The organism is Hoeflea sp. CAU 1731 (assembly GCF_039888615.1).
Lineage (GTDB): Bacteria > Pseudomonadota > Alphaproteobacteria > Rhizobiales > Rhizobiaceae > Flavimaribacter.
The window spans coordinates 60,925-82,563 of the sequence record NZ_JBDQQS010000022.1 but is presented as its reverse complement, the minus strand read 5'-3'; the positions used below and the strand labels follow the sequence as shown (position 1 = coordinate 82,563).

19 protein-coding genes and 2 pseudogenes are annotated in these 21,639 nt (G+C 60.9%); 5 read left to right on the top strand and 16 right to left on the bottom strand.

Annotated elements, in window-relative coordinates:
* Window positions 1–133: pseudogene (locus tag AAFN47_RS25050) on the bottom strand (3-deoxy-8-phosphooctulonate synthase); the annotation flags it as partial.
* A 306-nt stretch (window positions 134–439) separates the two neighbouring features.
* Here AAFN47_RS25050 and AAFN47_RS25045 point away from each other — a divergent pair.
* A complete protein-coding gene (locus AAFN47_RS25045; RefSeq protein WP_499812005.1) occupies window positions 440–646 on the top strand; it encodes a hypothetical protein in 207 nt (68 codons plus the stop codon).
* Between the two features lie 8 nt (window positions 647–654).
* Here AAFN47_RS25045 and AAFN47_RS25040 read toward each other — a convergent pair whose 3' ends face one another.
* The 7 genes from AAFN47_RS25040 to AAFN47_RS25010 form a co-directional block, all read right to left on the bottom strand.
* Window positions 655–2,199, bottom strand: coding sequence for a flotillin family protein (locus tag AAFN47_RS25040; RefSeq protein WP_499812004.1), 1,545 nt, complete (start codon window positions 2,197–2,199; stop codon window positions 655–657).
* Between the two features lie 11 nt (window positions 2,200–2,210).
* On the bottom strand, window positions 2,211–3,671 hold the full coding sequence (locus AAFN47_RS25035) for an aldehyde dehydrogenase family protein (RefSeq protein WP_499812003.1): 1,461 nt from the start codon (window positions 3,669–3,671) through the stop codon (window positions 2,211–2,213).
* Window positions 3,661–4,761 (bottom strand): ABC transporter ATP-binding protein, encoded by a 1,101-nt coding sequence (locus AAFN47_RS25030; RefSeq protein ID WP_499812002.1) that lies wholly within the window; start codon window positions 4,759–4,761, stop codon window positions 3,661–3,663. The genes AAFN47_RS25035 and AAFN47_RS25030 overlap by 11 nt, the downstream gene beginning before the upstream one ends.
* On the bottom strand, window positions 4,761–5,492 hold the full coding sequence (locus AAFN47_RS25025; protein ID WP_499812001.1) for an ABC transporter ATP-binding protein: 732 nt from the start codon (window positions 5,490–5,492) through the stop codon (window positions 4,761–4,763). Before AAFN47_RS25025 ends, AAFN47_RS25030 begins: the two co-directional genes overlap by 1 nt.
* Window positions 5,489–6,415 carry a branched-chain amino acid ABC transporter permease gene (locus AAFN47_RS25020; protein ID WP_499812000.1) on the bottom strand — a complete coding sequence of 309 codons (927 nt, stop codon included), beginning with the start codon at window positions 6,413–6,415 and terminating at the stop codon, window positions 5,489–5,491. The genes AAFN47_RS25025 and AAFN47_RS25020 overlap by 4 nt, the downstream gene beginning before the upstream one ends.
* Window positions 6,412–7,275, bottom strand: a complete 864-nt coding sequence (locus AAFN47_RS25015) for a branched-chain amino acid ABC transporter permease (protein WP_499811999.1) — start codon at window positions 7,273–7,275, stop codon at window positions 6,412–6,414. The genes AAFN47_RS25020 and AAFN47_RS25015 overlap by 4 nt, the downstream gene beginning before the upstream one ends.
* Window positions 7,276–7,359: 84 nt before the next feature.
* Window positions 7,360–8,571 carry an amino acid ABC transporter substrate-binding protein gene (locus tag AAFN47_RS25010; protein ID WP_499811998.1) on the bottom strand — a complete coding sequence of 404 codons (1,212 nt, stop codon included), beginning with the start codon at window positions 8,569–8,571 and terminating at the stop codon, window positions 7,360–7,362.
* Between the two features lie 195 nt (window positions 8,572–8,766).
* Here AAFN47_RS25010 and AAFN47_RS25005 point away from each other — a divergent pair, with 195 nt between their 5' ends.
* Window positions 8,767–9,504 (top strand): GntR family transcriptional regulator, encoded by a 738-nt coding sequence (locus AAFN47_RS25005; RefSeq protein WP_499811997.1) that lies wholly within the window; start codon window positions 8,767–8,769, stop codon window positions 9,502–9,504.
* Between the two features lie 6 nt (window positions 9,505–9,510).
* Here AAFN47_RS25005 and AAFN47_RS25000 read toward each other — a convergent pair whose 3' ends face one another.
* Window positions 9,511–10,458 carry a GlxA family transcriptional regulator gene (locus AAFN47_RS25000; protein ID WP_499811996.1) on the bottom strand — a complete coding sequence of 316 codons (948 nt, stop codon included), beginning with the start codon at window positions 10,456–10,458 and terminating at the stop codon, window positions 9,511–9,513.
* A gap of 190 nt (window positions 10,459–10,648) precedes the next feature.
* On the opposite strand from AAFN47_RS25000, the gene AAFN47_RS24995 reads away from it, so the two are divergent.
* Complete coding sequence (locus tag AAFN47_RS24995; RefSeq protein ID WP_499811995.1) at window positions 10,649–13,075, top strand: GcvT family protein; 2,427 nt, start codon at window positions 10,649–10,651, stop codon at window positions 13,073–13,075.
* Window positions 13,076–13,089: 14 nt separating this feature from the next.
* Here the strand turns inward: AAFN47_RS24995 and AAFN47_RS24990 are convergent, their stop codons facing one another.
* From AAFN47_RS24990 to AAFN47_RS24960, 7 genes are all read right to left on the bottom strand, one after another.
* Window positions 13,090–13,812: an ABC transporter ATP-binding protein gene (locus AAFN47_RS24990; RefSeq protein WP_499811994.1), complete on the bottom strand. Its 723-nt coding sequence runs from the start codon at window positions 13,810–13,812 to the stop codon at window positions 13,090–13,092.
* Window positions 13,813–13,815: 3 nt separating this feature from the next.
* Window positions 13,816–14,520: an ABC transporter ATP-binding protein gene (locus tag AAFN47_RS24985; protein ID WP_499811993.1), complete on the bottom strand. Its 705-nt coding sequence runs from the start codon at window positions 14,518–14,520 to the stop codon at window positions 13,816–13,818.
* Window positions 14,517–15,512, bottom strand: a complete 996-nt coding sequence (locus AAFN47_RS24980; protein WP_499811992.1) for a branched-chain amino acid ABC transporter permease — start codon at window positions 15,510–15,512, stop codon at window positions 14,517–14,519. The genes AAFN47_RS24985 and AAFN47_RS24980 overlap by 4 nt, the downstream gene beginning before the upstream one ends.
* A gap of 3 nt (window positions 15,513–15,515) precedes the next feature.
* On the bottom strand, window positions 15,516–16,388 hold the full coding sequence (locus AAFN47_RS24975; protein ID WP_499811991.1) for a branched-chain amino acid ABC transporter permease: 873 nt from the start codon (window positions 16,386–16,388) through the stop codon (window positions 15,516–15,518).
* A 70-nt stretch (window positions 16,389–16,458) separates the two neighbouring features.
* Window positions 16,459–17,718, bottom strand: a complete 1,260-nt coding sequence (locus AAFN47_RS24970; RefSeq protein ID WP_499811990.1) for an ABC transporter substrate-binding protein — start codon at window positions 17,716–17,718, stop codon at window positions 16,459–16,461.
* A gap of 81 nt (window positions 17,719–17,799) precedes the next feature.
* Entirely contained in the window at window positions 17,800–18,828 is a 1,029-nt protein-coding gene (locus AAFN47_RS24965) for a phenylacetaldoxime dehydratase family protein (protein ID WP_499811989.1), read from the bottom strand.
* Window positions 18,815–19,843 carry a carbon-nitrogen hydrolase family protein gene (locus AAFN47_RS24960; RefSeq protein ID WP_499811988.1) on the bottom strand — a complete coding sequence of 343 codons (1,029 nt, stop codon included), beginning with the start codon at window positions 19,841–19,843 and terminating at the stop codon, window positions 18,815–18,817. The genes AAFN47_RS24965 and AAFN47_RS24960 overlap by 14 nt, the downstream gene beginning before the upstream one ends.
* Before the next feature lie 259 nt (window positions 19,844–20,102).
* Between AAFN47_RS24960 and AAFN47_RS24955 the strand changes: the two genes are divergently transcribed.
* Together AAFN47_RS24955 and AAFN47_RS24950 are read left to right on the top strand one after the other, a co-directional pair.
* Window positions 20,103–21,104: an AraC-like ligand-binding domain-containing protein gene (locus tag AAFN47_RS24955; protein WP_499811987.1), complete on the top strand. Its 1,002-nt coding sequence runs from the start codon at window positions 20,103–20,105 to the stop codon at window positions 21,102–21,104.
* A pseudogene (locus AAFN47_RS24950) lies at window positions 21,001–21,630 on the top strand (glycine cleavage T C-terminal barrel domain-containing protein); the annotation flags it as partial. The gene AAFN47_RS24955 and the pseudogene AAFN47_RS24950, both read left to right, overlap by 104 nt.
* Window positions 21,631–21,639: the final 9 nt, after the last annotated feature.

Sequence of the window (21,639 nt, the reverse complement as noted above, 5' to 3'; positions counted from 1 at the left end):
TCCGGACGACGGCTTCCGCCATCTTCATCGAATGGTCGCGACTTTCGATCTGACACGGCCCGGCAATCAGTACGAAAGGCATGTCATTCGAAAATATGACCTTGCCCACTTCGACGGATTTCGCTTGTGACACCGAAGGACTCTCCACTGTGTTAATATCATGCTGTGCCGTAGGCGATTATCGAACCAAGTTCAAGCATCATGCCTTTCGCGATATCACGCAAAAACTGGTTGTTCACTGGAGAGGGAAAATGCAAATATAGTCGCAAAATTATAGGTTTATGTGTCTATTTTTTAGTAAATCAGGAAACTAGGCGACGTGATTGTTAATCATTAGCAAAGCATTAACTATTTTTTTATGGACATGAGAAGCGGCGTCGATATGATTATGCCTTAATTAGTGGGGAAGGGTCAGGGCGTACCCGGTCAAGAGAACGACATGGTTTTTATAATCCTGGCGATCAGTCTGGTATCATTTGCAGGTTGCATGATTGTTGCGACGATGCTGCGTGAAAGCCTTCGTCTGGCGCGTGAAGACATGGAGACAGTCGGCGGCCGTCATCGCTATGCGTCCGTTGCAGCTACCGACACTGCGGCCCGGTGGCGGCACGCAAACAACAATACGCCAGTCTCGACGCGTTACTGATTCAATCGCTATTCCTGCTGCTCATCCCGCTTCGGCTTGCTGGCCGGAGTCGGACTTTCAATGTCCTCGTCCAGGATCCGGCTGACCTTTCGCAATGACGGAAGCTGTGCGGCCATATCGAGTATCGAGTCGATTGTCGCATTGACCGGTGATTTGTCGTTCTCGTCCCTGATCCTGCCGTAGCCGTAACCGCCGGTCACGTGATGAACCTTGATCGATTCGATTTTCTCGGCGGGCTTGACCAGCTGTTCCACAATTCCCGGCAGTGCTTCCAGGCGCGCGATATTGGTCCGCAATTCGGCGATTTCCGCGGTCAGCAGGTTTTCCGCCTCGTTGAGCGCCCTGTTGCCCTCGGCTCTGGCGGCCATTTCCTCTTTCATCGTCGCTATGCGCAGCTTCGCTGCCTTTGCCTGCTCGATTGACGCTTCGGCTTCGGCTTTCGCGCGAGAGACCAGTTCTTCCCGCGAGACCTGCTGGTCCCGACGCGCCGCGACCATGGCGACGTCGCTCGCCCGTTGCGCTTCAGCCAGCGCTTTCGCAGTTGCGATGGCTTCAGCCGCCTCCACGGCTTCCGCCCTCGCAAGATCGGCTGCCGCGATCGCCTTGCTTTCGTCCTGCGTCTTTTTTGCATTGGCGATGGCGCGGTCCTGTTCAGCCTCTTTGATGGCCTGTTCGCGGGCGATGTCGGCCTTGCGGATTTCCTGCTCCATTCGAATGCGGGCTTCGCTGACCGCCCGCTCGCTCTCGGCCTTTCTGGCGGCGATCTCTGCGATCTGGCTGGCCCTCAGGCTCTCCAGTTCCCTTGACTGCTCGATTTCGGCCGCCTGCCGCTCCAGGTCGATCTGCAGTTTGCGCTTGCTTGATTCCATCGCCGCCCGGTGCACGGCGACGTCCGCGTCCGTATCGATGTCGGCGCGTTCCTTTTTGGACGTCGCGATCACTTCGGCGAGCCTGCGCATGCCGACGGCGTTGAAGGCGTTGTTTTCGTCCAGCGACGCGAAGGGGGTCTGGTCGAGCGCTGACAGGGACACGCTGTCCAGCGACAGTCCGTTGCGGGCAAGCGCATCTTTCAGCGCCTCTTGCACGGCAGCGGCGAATTCCGAACGGTTTTCATGCAGTTCGTCCATCGTCCGCTTGGCGGCTTCGGATCTCAGCGTGTCGACAAGCTTGCCTTCGATCAGACCCTTCAGCCGGTCGGCGTCGAAGGTGCGGCTGCCCAGCGTTTGCGACGCTCTGGCGATGGCCTCTTCCTCCGGCTCCACCGAGACGTAGAATTCCGCCGAGATGTCCACGCGCATCCGGTCTCTTGTGATCAGCGCCTGGTTTCCATTGCGTTGCACATCGAGCCGCAAGGTCTGCATGTTGACTCGGCCGATATCCTGAAAATACGGAATGGCGATAACGCCGCCGTCCATGACGACGCGCCGTCCGCCAACGCCGGTCCTGATCAGGCTGACCTCGCGTGTGGAGCGATGATAGAAATAGGCGATCAGAACCACGGCGATCGCGACCACGATCAGCGCGAGAATGACAAGGGTTATGAAGGTGTTCATCTCGTATCTCCTCAGAACACCGGCGGTATGGGACGCTGTCCGCGATCCAGTGTGATCCAGCGTGTTTCGGTGAAGGTTTCATTCGACCAGCGGCCGCCATGCCGGCCGACGCCTGACGACTTGGCGCCTCCGAAGGGAATGTGGGGCTCGTCGTTCACCGAGGTGCAGTTGATGTGGCACATGCCGGTTTCCAGCGCCGAGGCGATGGCGAGACCTCGGCTTTCATTGGCTGTCAGCACGCCGGACGACAGTCCGTACTCGGTGTCGTTGGCGATCGCCACCGCTTCGTCATCCGTCTTGAACGGAATGACAGGAACAACGGGGCCGAAGGTCTCCCTCTGGTAGATCAGCATGTCCGGCGTTACGCCGGTCAGGATCGTCGGTTCGACGAAACGACCGTTGATTCCGCCGCCAAGTTCCACCTTGGCGCCGCGGGCGACAGCGTCCTCGAGCTGTTCGCGCACCTGGCTCGCCTGCTTGTCGTTGATCAGCGGGCCGATGACATTTGCGTTGTCGTCGAGAGGATTGCCGATCTTGAGCTTGGCGGCGCGCTCGACGAAGAGCTTGAGGAACGCATCGTAGACCGTTTCCTGCACCAATACCTTTTCCACGCTCATGCAGATCTGACCCTGATGCATGAAGCTGCCGAAATTGGCGAGTTGGGCTGCTTTTTCCAGATCCGTATCATCACAGACGATCAGTGAATCCTTGCCTCCCAGTTCGACGCAGACCTTCTTCAGATGAGCGCCGGCCTTGGCGGCGACCATGCGGCCGACCGCAGTCGAGCCGGTAAAGGAAATACCCTTGATCAGCGGGTTCTCGATCAGCTCGTCGCCGACAGCCTGGATGTTGTCGCGGGAACACGTGACGACGTTCAAGACGCCGGCCGGCAATCCGGCGGCCTCGCACACTTCGGCGAAGATCAGGCCGCCGCTATAGGGCGTCTCTTCCGAAGGCTTCAGGACAATTGTGTTGCCGGCGGCAAGCGGAATGGCGAAGCTGCGCGATGAGAGGATCGCCGGAAAATTCCAGGGCGAGATCACCGAGACAACGCCCATCGGTCGCCGAACCACCATCGACACCTTGTTGTGTTCGGATGGAAGGATCTCGCCGATCGCCTGATAGTTCATCGCCGCCGCGGCGCGGAAGACCTCGACCACGTAATGGGCTTCGAACATGCCCTTGCCGAACCATCCGCCGCCTTCGCCCTGAAGCGCCTTGACCAGATCGTCCGTTCGTTTCTCAAACTCGTCGGCGAGTTTGAGCATGTAAAGGGCGCGCTCGGTATGGGGCAGGGCGGCCCAACCCTCGAAGGCGTCCTGCGCCGTCTGGATAGCGCGCCTCACATCGCTGATACTGGCGTCGGGCGCCTCTGCCCAAACCGATCCGTCGGCGGGGTTCATGACCTTGAACTTCGAACTGGTCCCAACCCATCCGCCGCCGGCGTATATTCCTTCGAAATTACGAGCCATTGTGGTCATCCTCCGTTGTGTGTGAATTCCTGTCGGCGGCGCTTGCTCCACCGGACCTGGCCGCCCGCGCGGCCTGTTCGATCTCAGCAATGATGCGGGCGACCTCGGGGTCGCGCTGCGCGCTTGCACCCGGGGCGATCGTCGCTGGAAGCGACGCCGCAGGCGATCGACCTGTCGAGGTTCCTGATGCCGGTTTAGCGGCTGTGTAGCGTCCCTGCGCCGATACGGCGGCCCTCGAGATCATGCTGGTAATGGATTCGCCCGCCAGCGCGTCCGTGCTGGTCGGGTTGCGTGTCGCGCCGCCCGGCCGAATAAAATGTTTCTCGGAAGCAGCGGGCGCAGCCGGCGCGCTCGTCTGCCTGCCGCTCGGCGGCTTTGCGCTTCCGGCGCCGAGATAGGCGGCCTGAACGGCGGGGTCGTTCAGCAGCGAAGAGGCGTCGCCGCTTCCCGTTATTTCGCCATTCTCGATCAGGTAGCCCCGATCGGCGATCGCCAGGCTCTGCTTGGCGTTCTGCTCTACAAGCAGCACCCCCATTCCGGCGTCGCTGATATGCGCGAGGCTCTGAAACAGTTCCTTGCAAAGCAGCGGCGAAAGCCCGAGCGACGGTTCGTCGAGCATCAGGACCTTGGGATCGGCCATCATCGCCCGGCCGATCGCAACCATCTGCTGTTCGCCGCCGGACATGGTCCGCGCCACCTGGTTGCGGCGTTCCGTCAGTTTCGGAAACAGCGAATAGACCCAGGAAAGATTAGCGTCCTGCCGCTCGCGCGCACGCTGCGAATAGGCGCCGAGCAACAGGTTTTCCGCGACAGACAGGTCTCCGAAGATCCCGCCCCCCTCTGGTACGAAGGCCACGCCCCGGTCCACGATGTCATGCGGCTCCAGGGTCGTAATGTCCTCGCCCTCAAGCGCGATGCGCCCGGCCACCGAACCCTCGCACATGCCGGCGATGGATTTCAAAAGCGTGCTCTTGCCCGCGCCATTGGCGCCGAGGATGACGACGATTTCTTTCTGCTCAACCGCGATCGAAACCTCGGAGAGAGCCCTGTGCATGCCGTAGGAGACTGAAATATTGCAGACGTCAAGCATCACTCGTCTCCCAGATAGGCGCGGATGACTTCGGCGTCGGAAAGCACTTCGCCGGGCGCGCCCTCGGCGATCTTGTTGCCGGAATTCATCACCACGCATCGGTCGCACAAAGACCGGATTGCGTCCATGACGTGTTCCACCAGGATCACGGTGCGGCCTTCCTCGCGCAGGCTGGCGACCAGGTCCATGCCGATCTGCAACTCGGTCGGGTTGAGGCCGGCCAGCCATTCGTCGAGCAGCAGAACTGCGGGCTCGCCGGCGAGCGCGCGTGCGATTTCCAGCCGCTTCTGGTCGATGTAAGTGAGAGACGACACCGGCTGGTGGCGATGCGCGCCGAGGCCGATGCGCTCCAGCAGGGCTTCGGCGAAGAACCGCGCTTCGTCGCCCCAACGACGGCGATGACCGAAAACAGCGCCGGCCATCACGTTCTCGATGACGCTCAGGCCCGGCAGCACCCGCACAAGCTGAAACGTGCGGGCGACGCCAAGCCGCGCTATCTCGTGGGCCGGCGCCTGAGACAGCAGATGACCGCGCATGTCGATTGCGCCGCTGGTGACCGGCAGCGCGCCGGAGATCAGGTTCATCATCGTCGTCTTGCCAGAGCCGTTCGGGCCGATGATGCCCATCACCTCGTGCTCCTTCACGTCGAAGGTCATGTCGTTGACGGCGACAAGACCGCCGAAGCGCTTGGTGACGTTCCTTACGGTGAGAAGGGTGGAGCCGGTCGTCATGCGCGCGACCTCTCGACCAGATCCTCGATCAGCCCTATGAGACCGCGCGGAATGAAATACACAATCAACAGGAACGCGAGCCCTAGAAGCAGCGTCGTGTAGTTGGGAAATGAAATGCTGATTGCCTCCCAAAGCAGCGTGAAGGGGATGACGCCGACGATCGGCCCCCACAGGCGATGCGTTCCGCCGAGCAGCGCCATGATCACGACGAGGAAGCTGAGTTCCGGTTTGAACACCAGATTGGGTTCGATGTAGGAATAACGCGGTGCGATGATTGCCCCGACAATCGCCGCGAAGAAGCCGGTCGTCATGAAGAGCAACACCTTCGACCAGGCGGTGTTGATGCCGACATGTCGGGCCACAATTTCGTCATTGCCGATGATGCGCAGCGCAAAGCCGAGGCGTGAACGGTTGATCAGCCAGCCCAGGAGATACACCGCGGCCGCCACCGTCAGGAGCATCCAGTAGATGTCGGCGTCGGTAAAATCCGTCAGCACATAAAGGCCGCGCGAACCCAGAAAATTGTTTTGAATCCATGACACCAGGTTGCGGATCATTTCCGCCAGGCCCAGCGTGAAGATAACGAAATAGACGCCGGAAAGCCGCAGCGTTGCAAGGCCGATCAGTGCGGCGAGCAAGGTCGCAACGACTGCGGAAATCGCCATCATCAGCCAGAACGAAAGGTCGTAGTCGCTCATTCCAGTGCCGACCAGATAGCCGCCGATCCCGAAGAACGCTGCGGTCGCCAGAGAAATATAATGGGTCGGCCCGGAAAACAGCGCCCAGCTTGTCGCCAGCGCCATATACATCATCGCCGTGACGCCGATGCTCATCCAGTATCCGTCTGCGATCAGCGGAAAGCAGGCCGCCGCAATGATGCAGACGATTATCGCCGTCAGGCTCTGTACCTCTTTGCCGTTCATGTCGCGCGCCTTCCAAACAGTCCTTGCGGGCGGAACAGGAGAACCAGCAGGAAGATCAGATAGGCGGCTGCGAGCGTCAGCCCAGGATCGATCAGCGACGCCACGGCCGTTTCCACGAGTCCGAGGATCGCCGCTGCAATGATCGCGCCGCGAATGTCGCCGACGCCGCCCATGATCACGATGATCAGGGCCTTCATGGTGAAGATGACCCCGATCGAGGCGTCCAGCGTAATAAATGTGGAGATCAGCGTTCCACCGACAGCGGTGATAGCGCCGCCAAGCGCAAAGGCCAGCGCCGAAACGCGCACAACGTTAATGCCGACGAGTTTCGAGGCGTCGCTGCTGACAGCGACCGCCCGGACCGCCATGCCGGGACGGGAGCGATGAAGCCACAGATAGAGCGCGAGCCCGATAATGACGGCCATGATGAAGGCGATCAGCCGGTTGAGGGCAACAGTCGTTCCGAGGATCGAGAAGGGGTCTGCGAGAAAGGAATAGGTGAAATAGCCGCCCTGTATGCTCACCATGATGCCCACAAGCGCGAAACTCATGCCGAATGTCGCGAGGATCGAATCGACTTCGAGTTGGCCCTGGTTTTTGGCGCGGCGTACGAGCGGGCGCAGGAGAAAGCGATAGATCAGCCAGTTGAGAAGAAAGGCTGCGGGCGCGACGATAAACATCGTAAGAAGCGGGCTGAGCTGTATGCTGACATAGAAAGTGAAGGCGGCCAGAGCGCCCAGCACGAGCATCTCGCCATTGGCGAGGTTCATGATCCGGGCGACGCCGTATTGCAGGTTGAGCCCCATGGCCATAAGCGCATAGGTGCCTCCGAGCAGCAACCCGGAAATGATAATGTCCATCGCGAAGCCCGAAACCTAATGTTCTATTTGCTGTGACAAGTGACGCGCCCGGACAGGTGTCCGGGCGCGGCCTGCGACAACGGTTTATTCCCAGCCGGGTTTTGCGATCACCGGCACGGCGCCATCGATGTTGGACGAGGCGACGCCGCGGAAGACGCCGTCCTGCCACTGTCCGACGGTCCAGAACCGGTTGGAGATCTGCTCGTCGAAGACGATCGGTCCCATGATCGTGTCGAACTCGTTCTCCTTCAGATACTGGGTGACGGCTTCCCTGTCGGTGCTGCCGACGGCCTCGATCGCCTGGCCGAGTATCTGCATGCTGGCGTAGGTGTTAGCAGAAGCCCAGTAATCGGCTTCCTGGCCCGTGATTTCCTTGTGGGCCTTGCGGTACTCCGCGATTGCCGGCGTGTCGGGATTGACGCCGCCGGCTCCGAGAACGCCGTTGATCTTCGATCCGAATTTTCCGCCATAGGCGGGGAAGGCGGTGGCGACTGCGGTGTAGAAGGCCTTGACGTCGAGATCCTCGATCGCCGCCTGTTCGGTGATCGCGAACGTGTCAGGCGGGTAGGACCAGGCGACGAAGGCGTCCGGATTGGCTGCCTTTGCGCCCTTGACGACTGGAGAGAGGTCCGGCGTGCCAAGCGGATAGGATTTGTCGTAGACGATGTCGAAACCGGCTTCCGTGAAGATCGGACGGGCGACGTCGGCCAGTTCTATGCCAAAGGCGTCCGCGACGTTGACCATGGCGATCTTGTTGCCGATCGTGCCTTCGTCGCGCATCTTGACGAGGATGTCCTTGACGCCGTTGACGAAAGACGTGGTGTCGCCGAGCGTGAAGAAAAGACCCGGATAGCGCTCGGTGAGTTCGCCGACAAGGTCCGAAATGGAGGTCACTGCAATCTGGGGATAGCCGTATTTCGCGTAGATCGGCGCAACCGCGACGTTGAAGCCCGTGCCGTAGGGCGCGATCAGGAAGTCGACCTCATCCTGTGTGATTGCGCGCTGCACTGCCTTGATGTGTTCGCCCGGATCTGTCTTGTCGTCATATTCGATCAATTCGATCTTCTTCTGGCCGTCCTTCAGCGTCAGTCCGCCCTTGTCGTTGGTCTGCTTGACCCAGAGCTGGATGCTCGGCCAGTGGGTGACAGTCGATCCGCCGGCAAGTGGTCCGGTCTTCGGCGCAACGGCGCCCAGCTTGATCGTGTCGGCCGCCAGAGCGGTTCCGGCGAGAAGCGCCGCCATGCCTGCTGCGGCGACGGTTTTTGCAGCCGCCGCAACGAAATTGCGTCTGTTCATGATTTCCTCCCTACGGGCGAAACGCCCGGCAACTTTGAGCATCTGATAAATGCAAAAATTATGTATCCATAATAATTGCAATCTTTCAAGGCGAAATTCGAATTTTACATAATATCAGAAAATGTCGAGCAAAAATCCTTGATTCTGTTAAATTATGGATACAAAGTTAGTTGAAATTGGAGGAGACATCCAATCATGAACCAAGATGGCAGCGCTGCTGTCAGGCGTGAAGCGACGGACAGCGCTTCCGGCAATCTGGATACGCCGACATCGGACCAGCGCGCGCTGGCGATCCTGCGCCGCATGATCGTCGACGGTTCCATAGTGCCTGGCGAAAAGGTGACCGAAGTCGGGATTGCGGCGCTGCTGGACATGTCGCGGACGCCGGTGAGGCTGGCGCTCAAGACGCTGGAGGTCGAAGGCTTCATCCGCAAGCGCGACGGCCGCGGTTACACCGTGGTTCAGATCGAACTGGAGGATGTGTCGAAGGCCTACGAGGTGCGCGGCGTGCTTGAAGGGCTGGCGGCCAAACTTCTCGCCCAAAAGGGCTTGTGCGAGGACGTAGAGCGGAAGCTTTCGCGATCCGTCGCCACTTCAGAGCGGATCATTGCGTCGGATATCCCATATGAGGATCGCATCGAAGCCTATCAGAAGGCCAACACGCTGTTCCACGAAACGATCATGCATTCATGCGGCAATGATTATCTTCCGTTCACGCTGGCGAAGCTGGAATCTCTGCCCATGCTGAAGATCGGCAGCGTCGCCTTCAACCGCAAGAACATTGAACGCGAACTCCTGCGCCTGACTGTCGGGCACACACAGCACATGATCGTGTTCGACGCCATAAAAAGCGGCGACGGCCAGCGCGCCGAAGCCATGATGCGCGAGCACGCCAACGCGACGCTCGGCTATGCGGAACTGTTTGCGCTGTAGCGCCTGCTATGCCCGCACAGATGACGGCGTGCGTCCGTATTCCCTCTTGAAGGCCATGGAAAATCGCGAATTGGCGGTGAAGCCAGTCATCTGGGCGATTTCGGTGATCTGCAGGTTGGAGTGCCGGAGCAGGCCCATGGCCTTTTCCAGGCGCAGTTTCATGTAGAAGCGGCGCGGTGTGTCGCCGACCCAGCGCAGGAACAACCGTTCGAGCTGCCGTTGCTGGCAGCGGTTTCTTTGGCAGATTTCGGCGATCGAAAGCGGCGCTTCGATATTGGCGAGCATCAGCCGTATGACATTCTGCAAGAGGCCGGGATAGGTCGAAATCCGGGCCATGGAGCCGTCGGGCTGGTTTTCGCCGCCGCTGCGCATGCGGTCGAGATTGTACTGGTTGGCGACGGCCTGGGCAGTCGCTTCGCCGTGGTCGCGATAGATCAGTTCCAGCACGAGGTCCGCGCCGGCCATGCCGCCGGAACTGGTGTAGAGTTCCCGGTCGATCACGTAGAGATTTTCCTCAACGTCGACTTCCGGCCAGCTTTCGCGGAAGGTCGGCAGAAACTCCCAATGCACTGTACATCGGCGGTCCTTGATCAGGCCGGCTTCGGCCAGAAGGAACGTGCCCGCCGAAACCGCGCCCATGCGCACGCCGCTGCGGTTGGCGCGATGCAGGGCGGCGTTCATTCGTTTCCTGTCGGGCGGGCCAATGTCGAGGCCGGCGCAGATGAAAAGATAGTTGAGATCGCGCGCCGCTGCATCGAGTGGTTCGGTTTCCAGAACCAGGCCGCTGGACGATGTCACAGGACCCCCTTCCAGCGATACGAACGTCCATCCGTAGGCGTCGTATCCGAGAAGCCGGTTGGCGCTGCGGAGCGGCTCGAAACAGGCGACGACGCTCAGGATCGAAAAACGCTCGATCAGCAGGAAGCCCATTCTGGTTGGCGTGTTGTCTTGCATTGTTAAATCGAAATAAGTTTGATGCTGAAATTCGTTACATCTGAAATCGTCGCCGCCTCCATTGCAAGCAAAAAAAAATATAAAAGCGACAAATTTGTCGGTTTTGGCGATTTTTATGTCGGCTGGCATATTCCGTTCCCCGCGCCAGCTCATAGGGTGGAGCGTCTGGATTGCGAGCTGGGAGCCACCAATGAAGAGTCATGCGCAGGCAGTCGTTATCGGAGGCGGCGTGGTCGGATGTTCGATCCTCTATCACCTGACCAAATTCGGCTGGACGGATGTCGTCCTGCTTGAACGCTCGGAGCTCACCAGCGGTTCGACGTGGCACGCGGCCGGCGGCATGCATACCATCAACAGCGACCCGAACGTCTCCAGGCTGCAGAAATACACCGTCGATCTGTACCGCGAGATCGAGGAATATTCCGGCCAGGACATCGGGCTGCACATGACGGAAGGCGTCATGCTCGCCGCCACGCAAGACCGGTTCGAGTGGCTGAAATCGGTGCGGGCGAAAGGCCGGTACATGGGGCTGGAAGCGGAGATCATTTCACCCCGCGAAGCCCATGAACTGATGCCGTTGCTGGATCCGGACCAGTTCGTCGGCGCTCTTTACGACGAGGTCGAAGGCCATCTCGACCCCTATGGCGCGACCCAGGCCTACGCGAAATCGGCGAAGAAGAACGGCGCCGAGATCGAACTCCATACCATGGTGAAAGATCTCGTGCAGAATCCGGACGGCGCATGGCGCGTGATCACCGACAAGGGCGAGATAATCACGCAACATGTTGTCAACGCCGCGGGTCTCTGGGCCCGCGAAGTGGGACGCATGACCGGCCTTGAACTGCCGGTTCTCGCCATGGAGCATATGTATCTCATCACGGAAGACATGCCGGAGGTCGTCGAATTCAACGAGACGGCCGGCAAGGAGATGCTGCACGTTGTCGATTTCGACGGCGAGATATACCTGCGCCAGGAACGCAAGGGCATGCTCATGGGCACCTACGAGAAGGACTGCCGCCCCTGGTCGCCGAAGGTGACGCCCTGGGATTTCGGCCATGAGCTTCTGGCTCCGGATCTTGACCGCATCGCGCCGTCGCTGGAGGTCGGCTTCCGGCATTTCCCGGCCTTCAACAACGCCGGCATCAAGCAGATCATCAACGGTCCCTTCACCTTCGCGCCCGACGGCAATCCGCTGGTCGGCCCGATCGGCGGGGTGAGGGGGCTCTGGTCGGCCTGCGGCGTCATGGCCGGCTTCAGCCAGGGCGGAGGCGTAGGCCTCGCGCTCGCCAACTGGATGATCAATGGCGATCCAGGCTTCGACGTCTTTTCCATGGATGTCAGCCGCTACGGCGACTATGCGACGCTCGCCTACACCAACGCCAAGGTGCAGGAAAACTATGCGCGGCGTTTCTCGATCCGCTTTCCGAACGAGGAACTGCCGGCGGGCCGGCCCCTGCGCACAACGCCGATCTACGACCGCCTGGAAGCAGCCGGCGCCCGTTTCGGCGCCGCGTTCGGTCTGGAGGTCCCGCTCTGGTTTGCACAGGCAGGCGAGGTTGATACCTTCTCGTGGCGCCGGTCGACGGATTTCGATTGCGTCGGCGCGGAAGCGCGGGCGGTGCGCGAAAGCGTGGGCCTGAGCGAAACCTCCTCCTTCGCAAAATATCGCGTGTCCGGAGCTGGCGCGGTCTCCTGGCTCGACCGAATGCTGGCCTGCCGCATACCGGCGCCCGGCCGCATGACGCTTGCCCCGATGCTCAAGCATGACGGCAAGATTATCGGCGATTTCACGCTCGCCAATCTCGGTGACAACGAATTCTTCATCGCAGGCTCCGGCGTTGCACAGGACTATCACATGCGCTGGTTCGAACAGCACCTGCCGGGTGGCGGGTCCGTCTGGATCGCGCCCTACGGTCTCGAACTCGCGGGGCTGTCGATCGCCGGTCCGGATGCGCGCAAGGTTCTTGAGCTGGTGACGGACGAGGATGTCTCCCCTGAGGCATTCAAATTCATGGATGTCCGTCAACTGGACATCGGCTTGGCTCCGGCGATCGTTGGCCGCGTCTCGTTTACCGGCGACCTCGGTTATGAAATCTGGATGAAGGCGGAATATCAGCGATACGTCTTCGATCTTCTGATGGAAGCCGGCGGCGCGTTCGGCATTCGCCTCTTCGGGTCGCGCGCGTTGAACGCGCTGAGGCTTGAAAAGAATTTCGGAACCTGGGCGCGGGAATATCGTCCGGTCTACGGCGCGCTCGAATGCGGTCTGAGCCGCTTTGTGGCGCTCTCCAAGGAAGCCGATTTCATCGGCAAATGGGCTGCGGCAGCCGAAAAGGAAAACGGCGGAAAATTGCGGCTGCGCAGCTTCGTGGTCGACGCCCGCGACGCCGATGTCATCGGCGACGAACCGATCTGGCTTGACGGCAAGGTCGCCGGCTGGGTGACTTCCGGTGGCTACGCTCACGCGTCGGAAAAATCGGTTGCTATGGGTTACGTGCCGAAGGAAGTCGCGGACGTCTCCGAAGGCTGGGAAATCGAATTGCTGGGCGAGCGGCTCCCCGCCCGCCTGCAATCCGTCCCGCTGTTCGACGCCAATGCGCAGCGGATGCGGGCGTAGGGCGCGCAAAACAGCTACTGGCCGAAATAGATCGACCGCAATATCTCGGGCTTGTCCCGCAGTTCCCTGGCCGCGCCGGAGAATCTCAGGCGTCCGCGATACATGACGATCGCCCTGTCCGCCAACTCCAGAGCGAGGTGGGTGTATTGTTCGATCAGCAGGACGCCGACGCCGCGCGTGGCGAGCTTGGGCACGGCTTCCAGCAGGCGTTCGATGATGACGGGCGCAAGTCCCAGCGACATTTCGTCGATCAGCAGCACCTTAGGTCGGCCGACGAGGGCCTGGGCCAGCGCGACCATCTGCTGCTGCCCGCCGGAAAGCAGTCCGGCCCTGTTCGGGAGCAGCCTGTCGAGTTCAGGAAACAGGTCGCAGGCCTCCCTGACGCTTGTGTGCAGGCCGGCGTCGTCGAGCATGGAGCCGGCGGCGCGTAGATTGTCGATGACGGACAGGCCCGGTAGCACCTGGTGACCCTCCGGAACCGCGGCGAGACCGGCGAGCCTGATTCGGTCGGGCTTCAGCCCGGCCACCTCCTTTCCCGCCACCATGACCGAGCCCGACGATTTCGGCAGGACGCCTGCGATCGCCAGGACCAGTTCGCTCTTTCCGGCGCCGTTCGGCCCGACAAGGGCGACGATCTCGCCGGCCTTCACGTCGAGCGACATCTGTTCGACAACCGCTTTGCCATTGCTCTCCACGCAAAGATTGTCGACCTTCAAAACGGGTGCGCCGTCGTTCATGACTTATCCTCCGAGATAGGCGGCCTTGACCTTCTCGTTTCGAAAAACCGCTTCGGTCTCGCCAAAGGCGATGAGTTTTCCGAAATCGAGAACGGCGGTGTGCGAGCAGATCGCGCGGATCAGGTCAACGTCGTGGTCGATCAAAACAACCATCGCTCCGAATTCCTGTTTGATGGCTCCGATGAGCGACTGCAGAAGGCTCGTCTCGTTTTGCGACAGCCCGCCGCCGGGCTCGTCCAGGAGAACGATCTTCGGCGACGATGCGAGGCAGCGCGCGATCTCCGTCAGCCGCCGCTCAGCCGAATTGAGGCGTGCGCCGATGCGCCGCCGGTGTTCGGTCAGGCCGGTGAACTCCAGAACGCGCCCCAGAACCCGTTCGTTGTCGCGCTCGGGCAGGTGCTGAAAGTCGAGCGCCACGCGAATGTGGTCTTCGACGGTCCTGTCCGGCACGATCTGCGCTTTCTGGAACGATCGCGCCAGGCCCCAGCGCGCCCGCGCATGCGGTTTCATCGCCAGCAGATCATGATCGTGTGCAATTACAGCGCCGGAGGCGGGTTCGACAAAGCCCGAAAGCACATTGATCAACGTGGTCTTTCCCGCGCCATTTGGACCTATGATGCCGACAACATCGTCCTTCATCTCCAGCGACAGGTCGTCCAGCGCCCGAACGCCGCCGAAACTGACCGTCAGCGCCTCGATCCCGATCATTGCGTTTCTTCCCGCTTGCGACGCAGCCCGTCGAACGCATCGGCAATCTGGCCGGCCAGGCCGCGTTCGGCCGTGATGATCGCGTGCAGCAACGCCGCGCCGAAGATGATGAGCGACAGGTCTGCGTCCTGACCCAGATTGTTGAAGAGCGCCGGAACGCCCCGGTAGAGGAGGCCGGCGATGACTGCGCCAAGCCAGCCGTAGACGCCGCCGACCACCGACACAGCAAACAGCAGCACGGATTCGCCGGCCGCAAACGAGCGCGAATCGAGTATTTTCAGTGCGCCAGCCAGCAGACCGCCGGCTATTCCGGCGAGAAACCCCGCCAGCACGAAGGCCCGGACCTTGTATACGGTGACGTCGACGCCCGCCGCCATGGCGTTGGCCTCCGATTGGCGGATCATCGCCCAGGCGCGGCCGGATCTCGTTTCCTGATGCAGATGCACGATGATGAAGCAGATAGCCGCGACGGCGATCGTGTAGCGCAGATACGCTTCATCGCCGGGCGCTAGGAGCGGACGCCGCATTTCGCCGGGAGATTGCAGGGCGACGCCCCAGAACCCGTCGCCGCCGTTCGGAAACTGGAACGCGGTAAAGATGATCTGGAAAGCGCCTGCCGCCATCAGCGTGACGAGCGCCAGGTAAAGACCGCGCATGCGCATCGCCGGAATGGCGAGCAGCATGCCGACCAGCCCGGCGCCAGCGCCGCTCAAGAGCAGCGAAACCTCGAACGGAAACGCCGTTCCGTGATTGAGCCGCAGCATGATCCAGCCGCCCACGCCGACCAGCGCGACCTGCGCCAGGTTGACCAGCCTCAATTGTGCGTAGACCAGGGACGTCCCCGCGGCAGCGATCGCAAATATTGTTACTGACGTGAGTACCTTCACCCAGATGGCGCCCAGAACGAGCGGCAGCGCCAGCATCGATGCACTCGCGCAGGCCAGGATCACGAGAGTGTATCGGCTGAACAGGAGTTGAAAGGCCTTGGCCATAATCTAGGCTCCCGTCGCGAAGGTCAGTTTCTGCTTGCGCTGCATCCACAGGATCGCCAGCGCTGCGATGATGAACGGAGTCATCGAGCGAAGCGGCGCTACTGGTTTGAACATGGTCAGCATCGCCTCGACGACGCCGATGCCCAAGCCGCCCAGGAATGTCAGCCAAAGCGATTCCAGCCTGCCGCAAACCGCGGCCGCGATGGCGGGAATGACCATGAACGTGATGACGGTCGGATCGAGCCGGACGAGATCGCCGAACAGCAGGCCGGTGAACCCGGCGATCCCTCCGGAAATCGACCAGGCTGTCGTCTCGACCCTGCTGATCGGAATGCCGATCAAGGCCGCGTGATCGCGTCGATCCGCCAGCGCCCGCATATGCAGTCCCGTACGCGTTCGATCGAGATAGAGCACGGTCGCAACGACGATCGCTATGCACGACAGGAAGGCGATGAGGCGGGTGACGGTGATCCGCACGTTGAAGAGGGTGAGGCCGACAGAATCCGTCGGCAGGACCAGCTTGCGGGCTGCGTCGTCCCACAGGAAGCTGATGAGACCAAGAATGATCAGCGCGTAGCCAAGCGTCGCCACCGCCTTGACAGCCGGGTCACGCCAGGCCAGCCCCGGCGCGATCACCCGACCGTAACTGGCCGACAGAACGACGCCGGTCAGGATGGACGATAGCCAGGCGATCGGTCCCCAGAAACCCCATTCAAGCATCTGCCAGGCCGTCATCGCCGCGGCGGCTGCGATCGCCCCATAGGCGAAATTCAGAAATCCGGTCGCCCGCCGCAACACGACAAGTCCGATGCCGCCGAGCGCGTAGAGCGATCCCACTGCCAGTCCGGAGACTGCGAAAATGCCGTAAATGTTCATGAACAGCGTCCTGCGGCTGTATTGCGCGGAAAGATCGGCTGCGCCTTGGTGCAGCGCAGCCGCAGCGGCGTTACTCGGTCAGGCCGAGCGACGCCTCCTGTTCGCGAATATCGTCGAGATAGGATGAGTCGATATCGTAGCACTCGCGGACGATCTCGAATTTTCCACCCTTGAATACGACCATGCGACCGGCGTGGTTCGGCATGTGCCGATCGAAATCGCCGACATAGTAGGGGCCGCAGAGCAGGTCCGAGGTCTTGCCGGAAATCGACTTGATGGCCTCAGTCACCTTCTCCCGATCGATATCGGCGGGATCCATCTCGAGCAGCGCCTCGGTGAGGAATTTGGCGGACAGAAACCCCGACTGGGAGAATGTGTCCCGTCGATCATCGTCCTGACCGTATTTGTCCATGACGGCGGCCCAGTTGCGATTGTCCTCTCCTTCGGAATCGAACGGCGCCAACTCGATGTTGACATACAGGCGCCCGTCCCAGTAGTCGCCCAGTGCAGCCGGCACGCTGGGGTCATAGAGAGGAGTCGGCGAAACCCACTTGAACTGGTCGCGTCCTCCTTGTTCCTCGGCGACTTTCAAGACCCCGAGGGCGGGGCCCGCCGGCAGCATGAGCAGGATCGTGTCCACGCCTTCCGCGAGCGCTTGGAGGTAGACCGAGTTGAGATCGACGGCGGCCGGATCCATGAGAAACGCTGTCGACTTCTTGCCCTTCGACGCCATATATTTGCCCATCCATTCGCAGGCCCACCCGCCATTGTTGGGGATATTGAAGCCGATGCATGCGGCGTGCTCCGTCCCGAGTTCCTCGACCGCGTATTTCAGTGAGCCGATGCCCGACGGAAGCGGGCCCTGGTTGGAAGATACGATGTTGGCGTTTTCGTAGCAGTCGGAAATGGCGCAGGCCGAAGCCATCGCCATGATGTTTTCTTCTTCATACAGCTTTGCGTTGACAGCCATCGACACGACCGATCCGTTGCCGACCAGCGCCACGACGCCGTCGTCCTTGATCAGTTTCGCGGCGACCTGAGCTGCAAGCTCCGGGTTCCACTGGTCGTTTTCGACGATGTATTCGACGGGCCTTCCATTGACGCCGCCATTGTCGTTCACGCATTTGAAATAGGCGGCCGCGCCGTCTGTTCCGCCGGAAAAGTCACCGGGAGGCGCATTGCCGTTGATGCCGCCGACAAGAATCGGTTCTCCTGCGGCTTTCTCGCCGTTGTTCATTCCGCAGACCGGTTCGGCGGCGTTGGCGGTTCCCGACGAGAACAGCGCCGCAAGGGCGGCTCCCGCCAGCAGTTTGATTGCAAGTGTCTTCATGGTCTTCCCTCTGTTTTTGCTCGAGTTGGGATCACGACCGGACTGCGGCGCTGCCGCGCGCGGCCTGATCCGCATGGAAATTCAAGCGCTGCGCAGGCCTCCCAGCAGGCCGGTTCCCGGCGCGCAATTCACGTACTCGCCGAACTGGCGGTCGGACGGCAGGACCGAGACTTCGTGCCAGAGCCGCAACTGGAGATCCGGCCCGTGCCGGGGCGCGATTTCCAGGAAGGTGTTGAATATTGCGAGGTGGGTCGAATGGTGTTCCGCCCATGCCTCAAGTTCGCCAATCGTGCGGAAATAGGCGAGGCCGAAGGTCCTGTCCGTCTTGCTGCCGTCTTCATCGAACTCCCGCATATAGCGGCAGGAATAGCAGCCGACCTCGTCGCCGGAATCGCGAAGGAAGGTCATGCCGTCCTTCAGGACCGGCTCCATCGTCTCGACATACTCGCGACGCTGCTCGTCCGTAGTCAGGCTCCAGTCCTGACCTGAGCGGATGATGCAGAGGTTTTCGTGCGCGCGCACGCGCACGCGGTTCGCTTGCTCTTCGACGACCGTTATCGCGCCGCTGGCTTCCAGCGGGTCGTCTGCGGAGTGGGGAATGCGGTCGCGCATGCCGCCCCAGTACATGTGTGTCTTTATGGGGCCGGTAATTCCCATTCTGGCTTCACTCATGCCATGGTGATGTTCAGGTCCCGAGAACAACGTTTCGGAACGTTGAAAGGGAATATTGAAGACTTCCCGGAAAACCCCGAATTCGGTTCTGTCGGCGGTGTGCTTTTCCCAGAAGTTACGGAATTCAGCGCTTTCCAGCCAGTCGGCGCAACCGTCTTCGCCCAGCCAGTACAGAACGCCGACGGTCTGTCGCTTTCCATCGCGGTCCTCGCAACTGGCGTAATCCGCAATATCCGCATCGTCTGCAATGGCGCTCAGGTCCTGGACGAAACCGGAAACGTCCTGTCCCGCGTCATGCTGACATCCGATGACGCACATCGAGACCTGTCCCGCGCCCTGCGGAAAAACCGAACTCCAGGCCGGGACCGGCGGATCCCAGTCCGGCGGCATCCGCAATGGATACCGCCGGTCCGTGTCCGGGGAGTCACTCCGCCGCATCGGAAATCTCCAGGGCGGGGTCTGAAGCCGCGCCGTCTTCAAGGACCATGACCCCGGACGCGTCGTCGAAATGCATCACGGGACGCTGGCGTTTCCGGTTAAGCAGCAGTCGCGTCACGTCTCGGCGCGCATAATGGCCGGCAGGGTCGGCAGCCGCCTTGGCGAAGGCGATCATCCCGAGGTCGATCTCCGCCGTCACGAGACCTTCCTCGTCTTCCGCCAACGCGCTGCCGATCGACTGGCCGTCGGGCGCGAATATCTTCGTGAAGCCGCCGCCGACAGGGCAAAGGGCCTCTTTCTGTGGATCGCCCTCGCACAAAATGTCCTGCTGTTCCTTGCTCACGAAGGCGCACGCCGCCACCACGTAACATCCGCCCTCGACGGCGTAGATCAGGCTCGCAGCATTGTTGACGACATCGCCCAGCGCATAGGCGCCTCCGCGATACAGCGCCAGATTGGGCCATGCGGCGCAGTGGATCTGCTCGTTTTGCGCATACATCGCATATTTCGACAGGGGCTGAAGGTGTTCCCAGCAGGAAAGCTGTCCCACGCGGCCGATCGACGTCTCGACGACCGCGAGGTCGCTGCCGTCGCCCTCTCCGAAGACTGTCCGTTCGACATGGGTCGGCTTCAGTTTGCGCCGGCGACTGACGACACTGCCCGTCTCGCCATAGAGCCATTGGGCGATATAGAGGCTGCCGCCGTCACGCTCTGAAAGCCCCATGGAAACCTGTATGTTGTTACGGCGAGCAGCCTCGGCGATCGCTTTGTCTTCCTCCGATCCGGCGACCATGGAGTTGTCGAAATACCGCCCCACGAACTGCATTCCCCAGGCGACCGGGCCGAGCCAGATGTAGTTCGGATACCCGGGCAGCCACGTTTCCGGAAACACCACCAGCCTGCAGCCCTCGCTGGCGGCCTGCTCGATGAATGTCACGGCGCGTTCGACGCCGGAGGCGAGATCAAGAAAGGATGGCGCAGCCTGTACGGCGGCGACCTTGTAGAGTTCCGTCATGGACTATTCTCCCTGCTGGCTTGTCGCCGTCCGTGGTCAACACTCTCAATCGGGTGGACGGGATCCAGGATTTTCGAAGAACTATCAGAGCGAAAAAGCGCCTGCGTTTGCATTCGGGCGCATTCGCGTTCGATTCCGGGTTGCGTTGTGGATTTTTGGCTCCACCTTGCGTATCCTCGCCTGAAAGGCCCTCGATGAAGCCGATCGGACAGCGAAAATACGTGCGGCTTAGCGGGCCAGGCAACGGGGTAATCGAACGATGCTGCAAGCGTCTCAGCATGCCCGATATGACACACACGGGGTACGGGAGCCGGATCGCTTCAGTTTTTGGCGTGAAGCGGTTTGCGACTCCTTTGTGCGGCTTGGCTGTGAGTATGATGGCGGGGGACAGTTCGACGGATCGATCGACATAAACCGATATCCGGTGATCGCCTTCTCGAGAGTAGGCGGAACGCGGCACCGGGTTCTGCGCCGCCGCTACGACATCTCGCGTTCAACCGAGAACGACTTTCTGCTCAGTCTTCAGCTGAGACGCACGGCGTCCGTCGATCAGCATGGCAATTTCGCCGAGCTGCAACCACGCGATTTCGCCATCTATGACAGCACGGAGCCCTACGCGCTGAACCTGACCGACGGGTTCAACATGATGGTTCTGCAATTTCCCAAGGACAGGCTTCTGAGCCGCCTTCCGGACGCGGAGCTTCTGACAGGCCTCAAAGTCGATGGCGAGAGTCCGCTGGGCAGCATGGTGTCGGACAACCTGCTGCACATGGCCAGGCTGATGAACGACCAGTGTGACGTCACCCGCGTTCACTTGCAGGAATCCATTCTGGATCTGGTCGCCGGCGCCCTGGCGGGATTGCGTGGTTCGCGCTACGAACTGTCTCTGCCGGAACAGCATATTCTGTTGCGGGCCAAGACCCACATCATGGCGCATCTGGCCGATCTCGAACTCGGCAGGGAGAGCGTGGCGAAAAGCGTCGGCGTCTCCGTCAGACGGCTCAGCGAAATCTTTGCGTCAGCCGACCTGACGATCGCCGGCTTCATCCGCGAGAAGCGGTTGGAGAGGGCAGCCAGTGATCTGAGGGATCTCCGGTTCACGAACCATTCGATCGCCCAGATCGCATTGCGCAATGGTTTCGGGAACTTTCAGTACTTCTCAAGCCTGTTTCGCCAGCGGTTTCATTGCACGCCATCTGAGCATCGGCTTGGCGCCGGCGATCGTTGGCCGCGTCTCGTTTACCGGCGACCTCGGTTATGAAATCTGGATGAAGGCGGAATATCAGCGATACGTCTTCGATCTTCTGATGGAAGCCGGCGGCGCGTTCGGCATTCGCCTCTTCGGGTCGCGTGCGTTGAACGCGCTGAGGCTTGAAAAGAATTTCGGAACCTGGGCGCGGGAATACCGTCCGGCCTACGGCCCGCTCGAATGTGGTCTGAGCCGCTTTGTGGCGCTCTCCAAGGAAGCTGATTTCATCGGCAAATGGGCGGCGGCCGCAGAAAAGGAAAACGGCGGAAAATTGCGGCTGCGCAGCTTCGTGGTCGACGCCCGCGACGCCGATGTCATCGGCGACGAACCGATCTGGCTCGACGGCAAGGTCGCCGGCTGGGTGACCTCCGGCGGATACGCCCACGCTTCAAGGAAATCCGTGGCGATGGGGTACGTGCCTAAGGAAGTCGCGGACGTCTCCGAAGGCTGGGAAATCGAATTGCTGGGCGAGCGGCTCCCCGCCCGCCTGCAATCCGTCCCGCTGTTCGACGCCAATGCGCAGCGGATGCGGGGGTAAGTTGAGGTC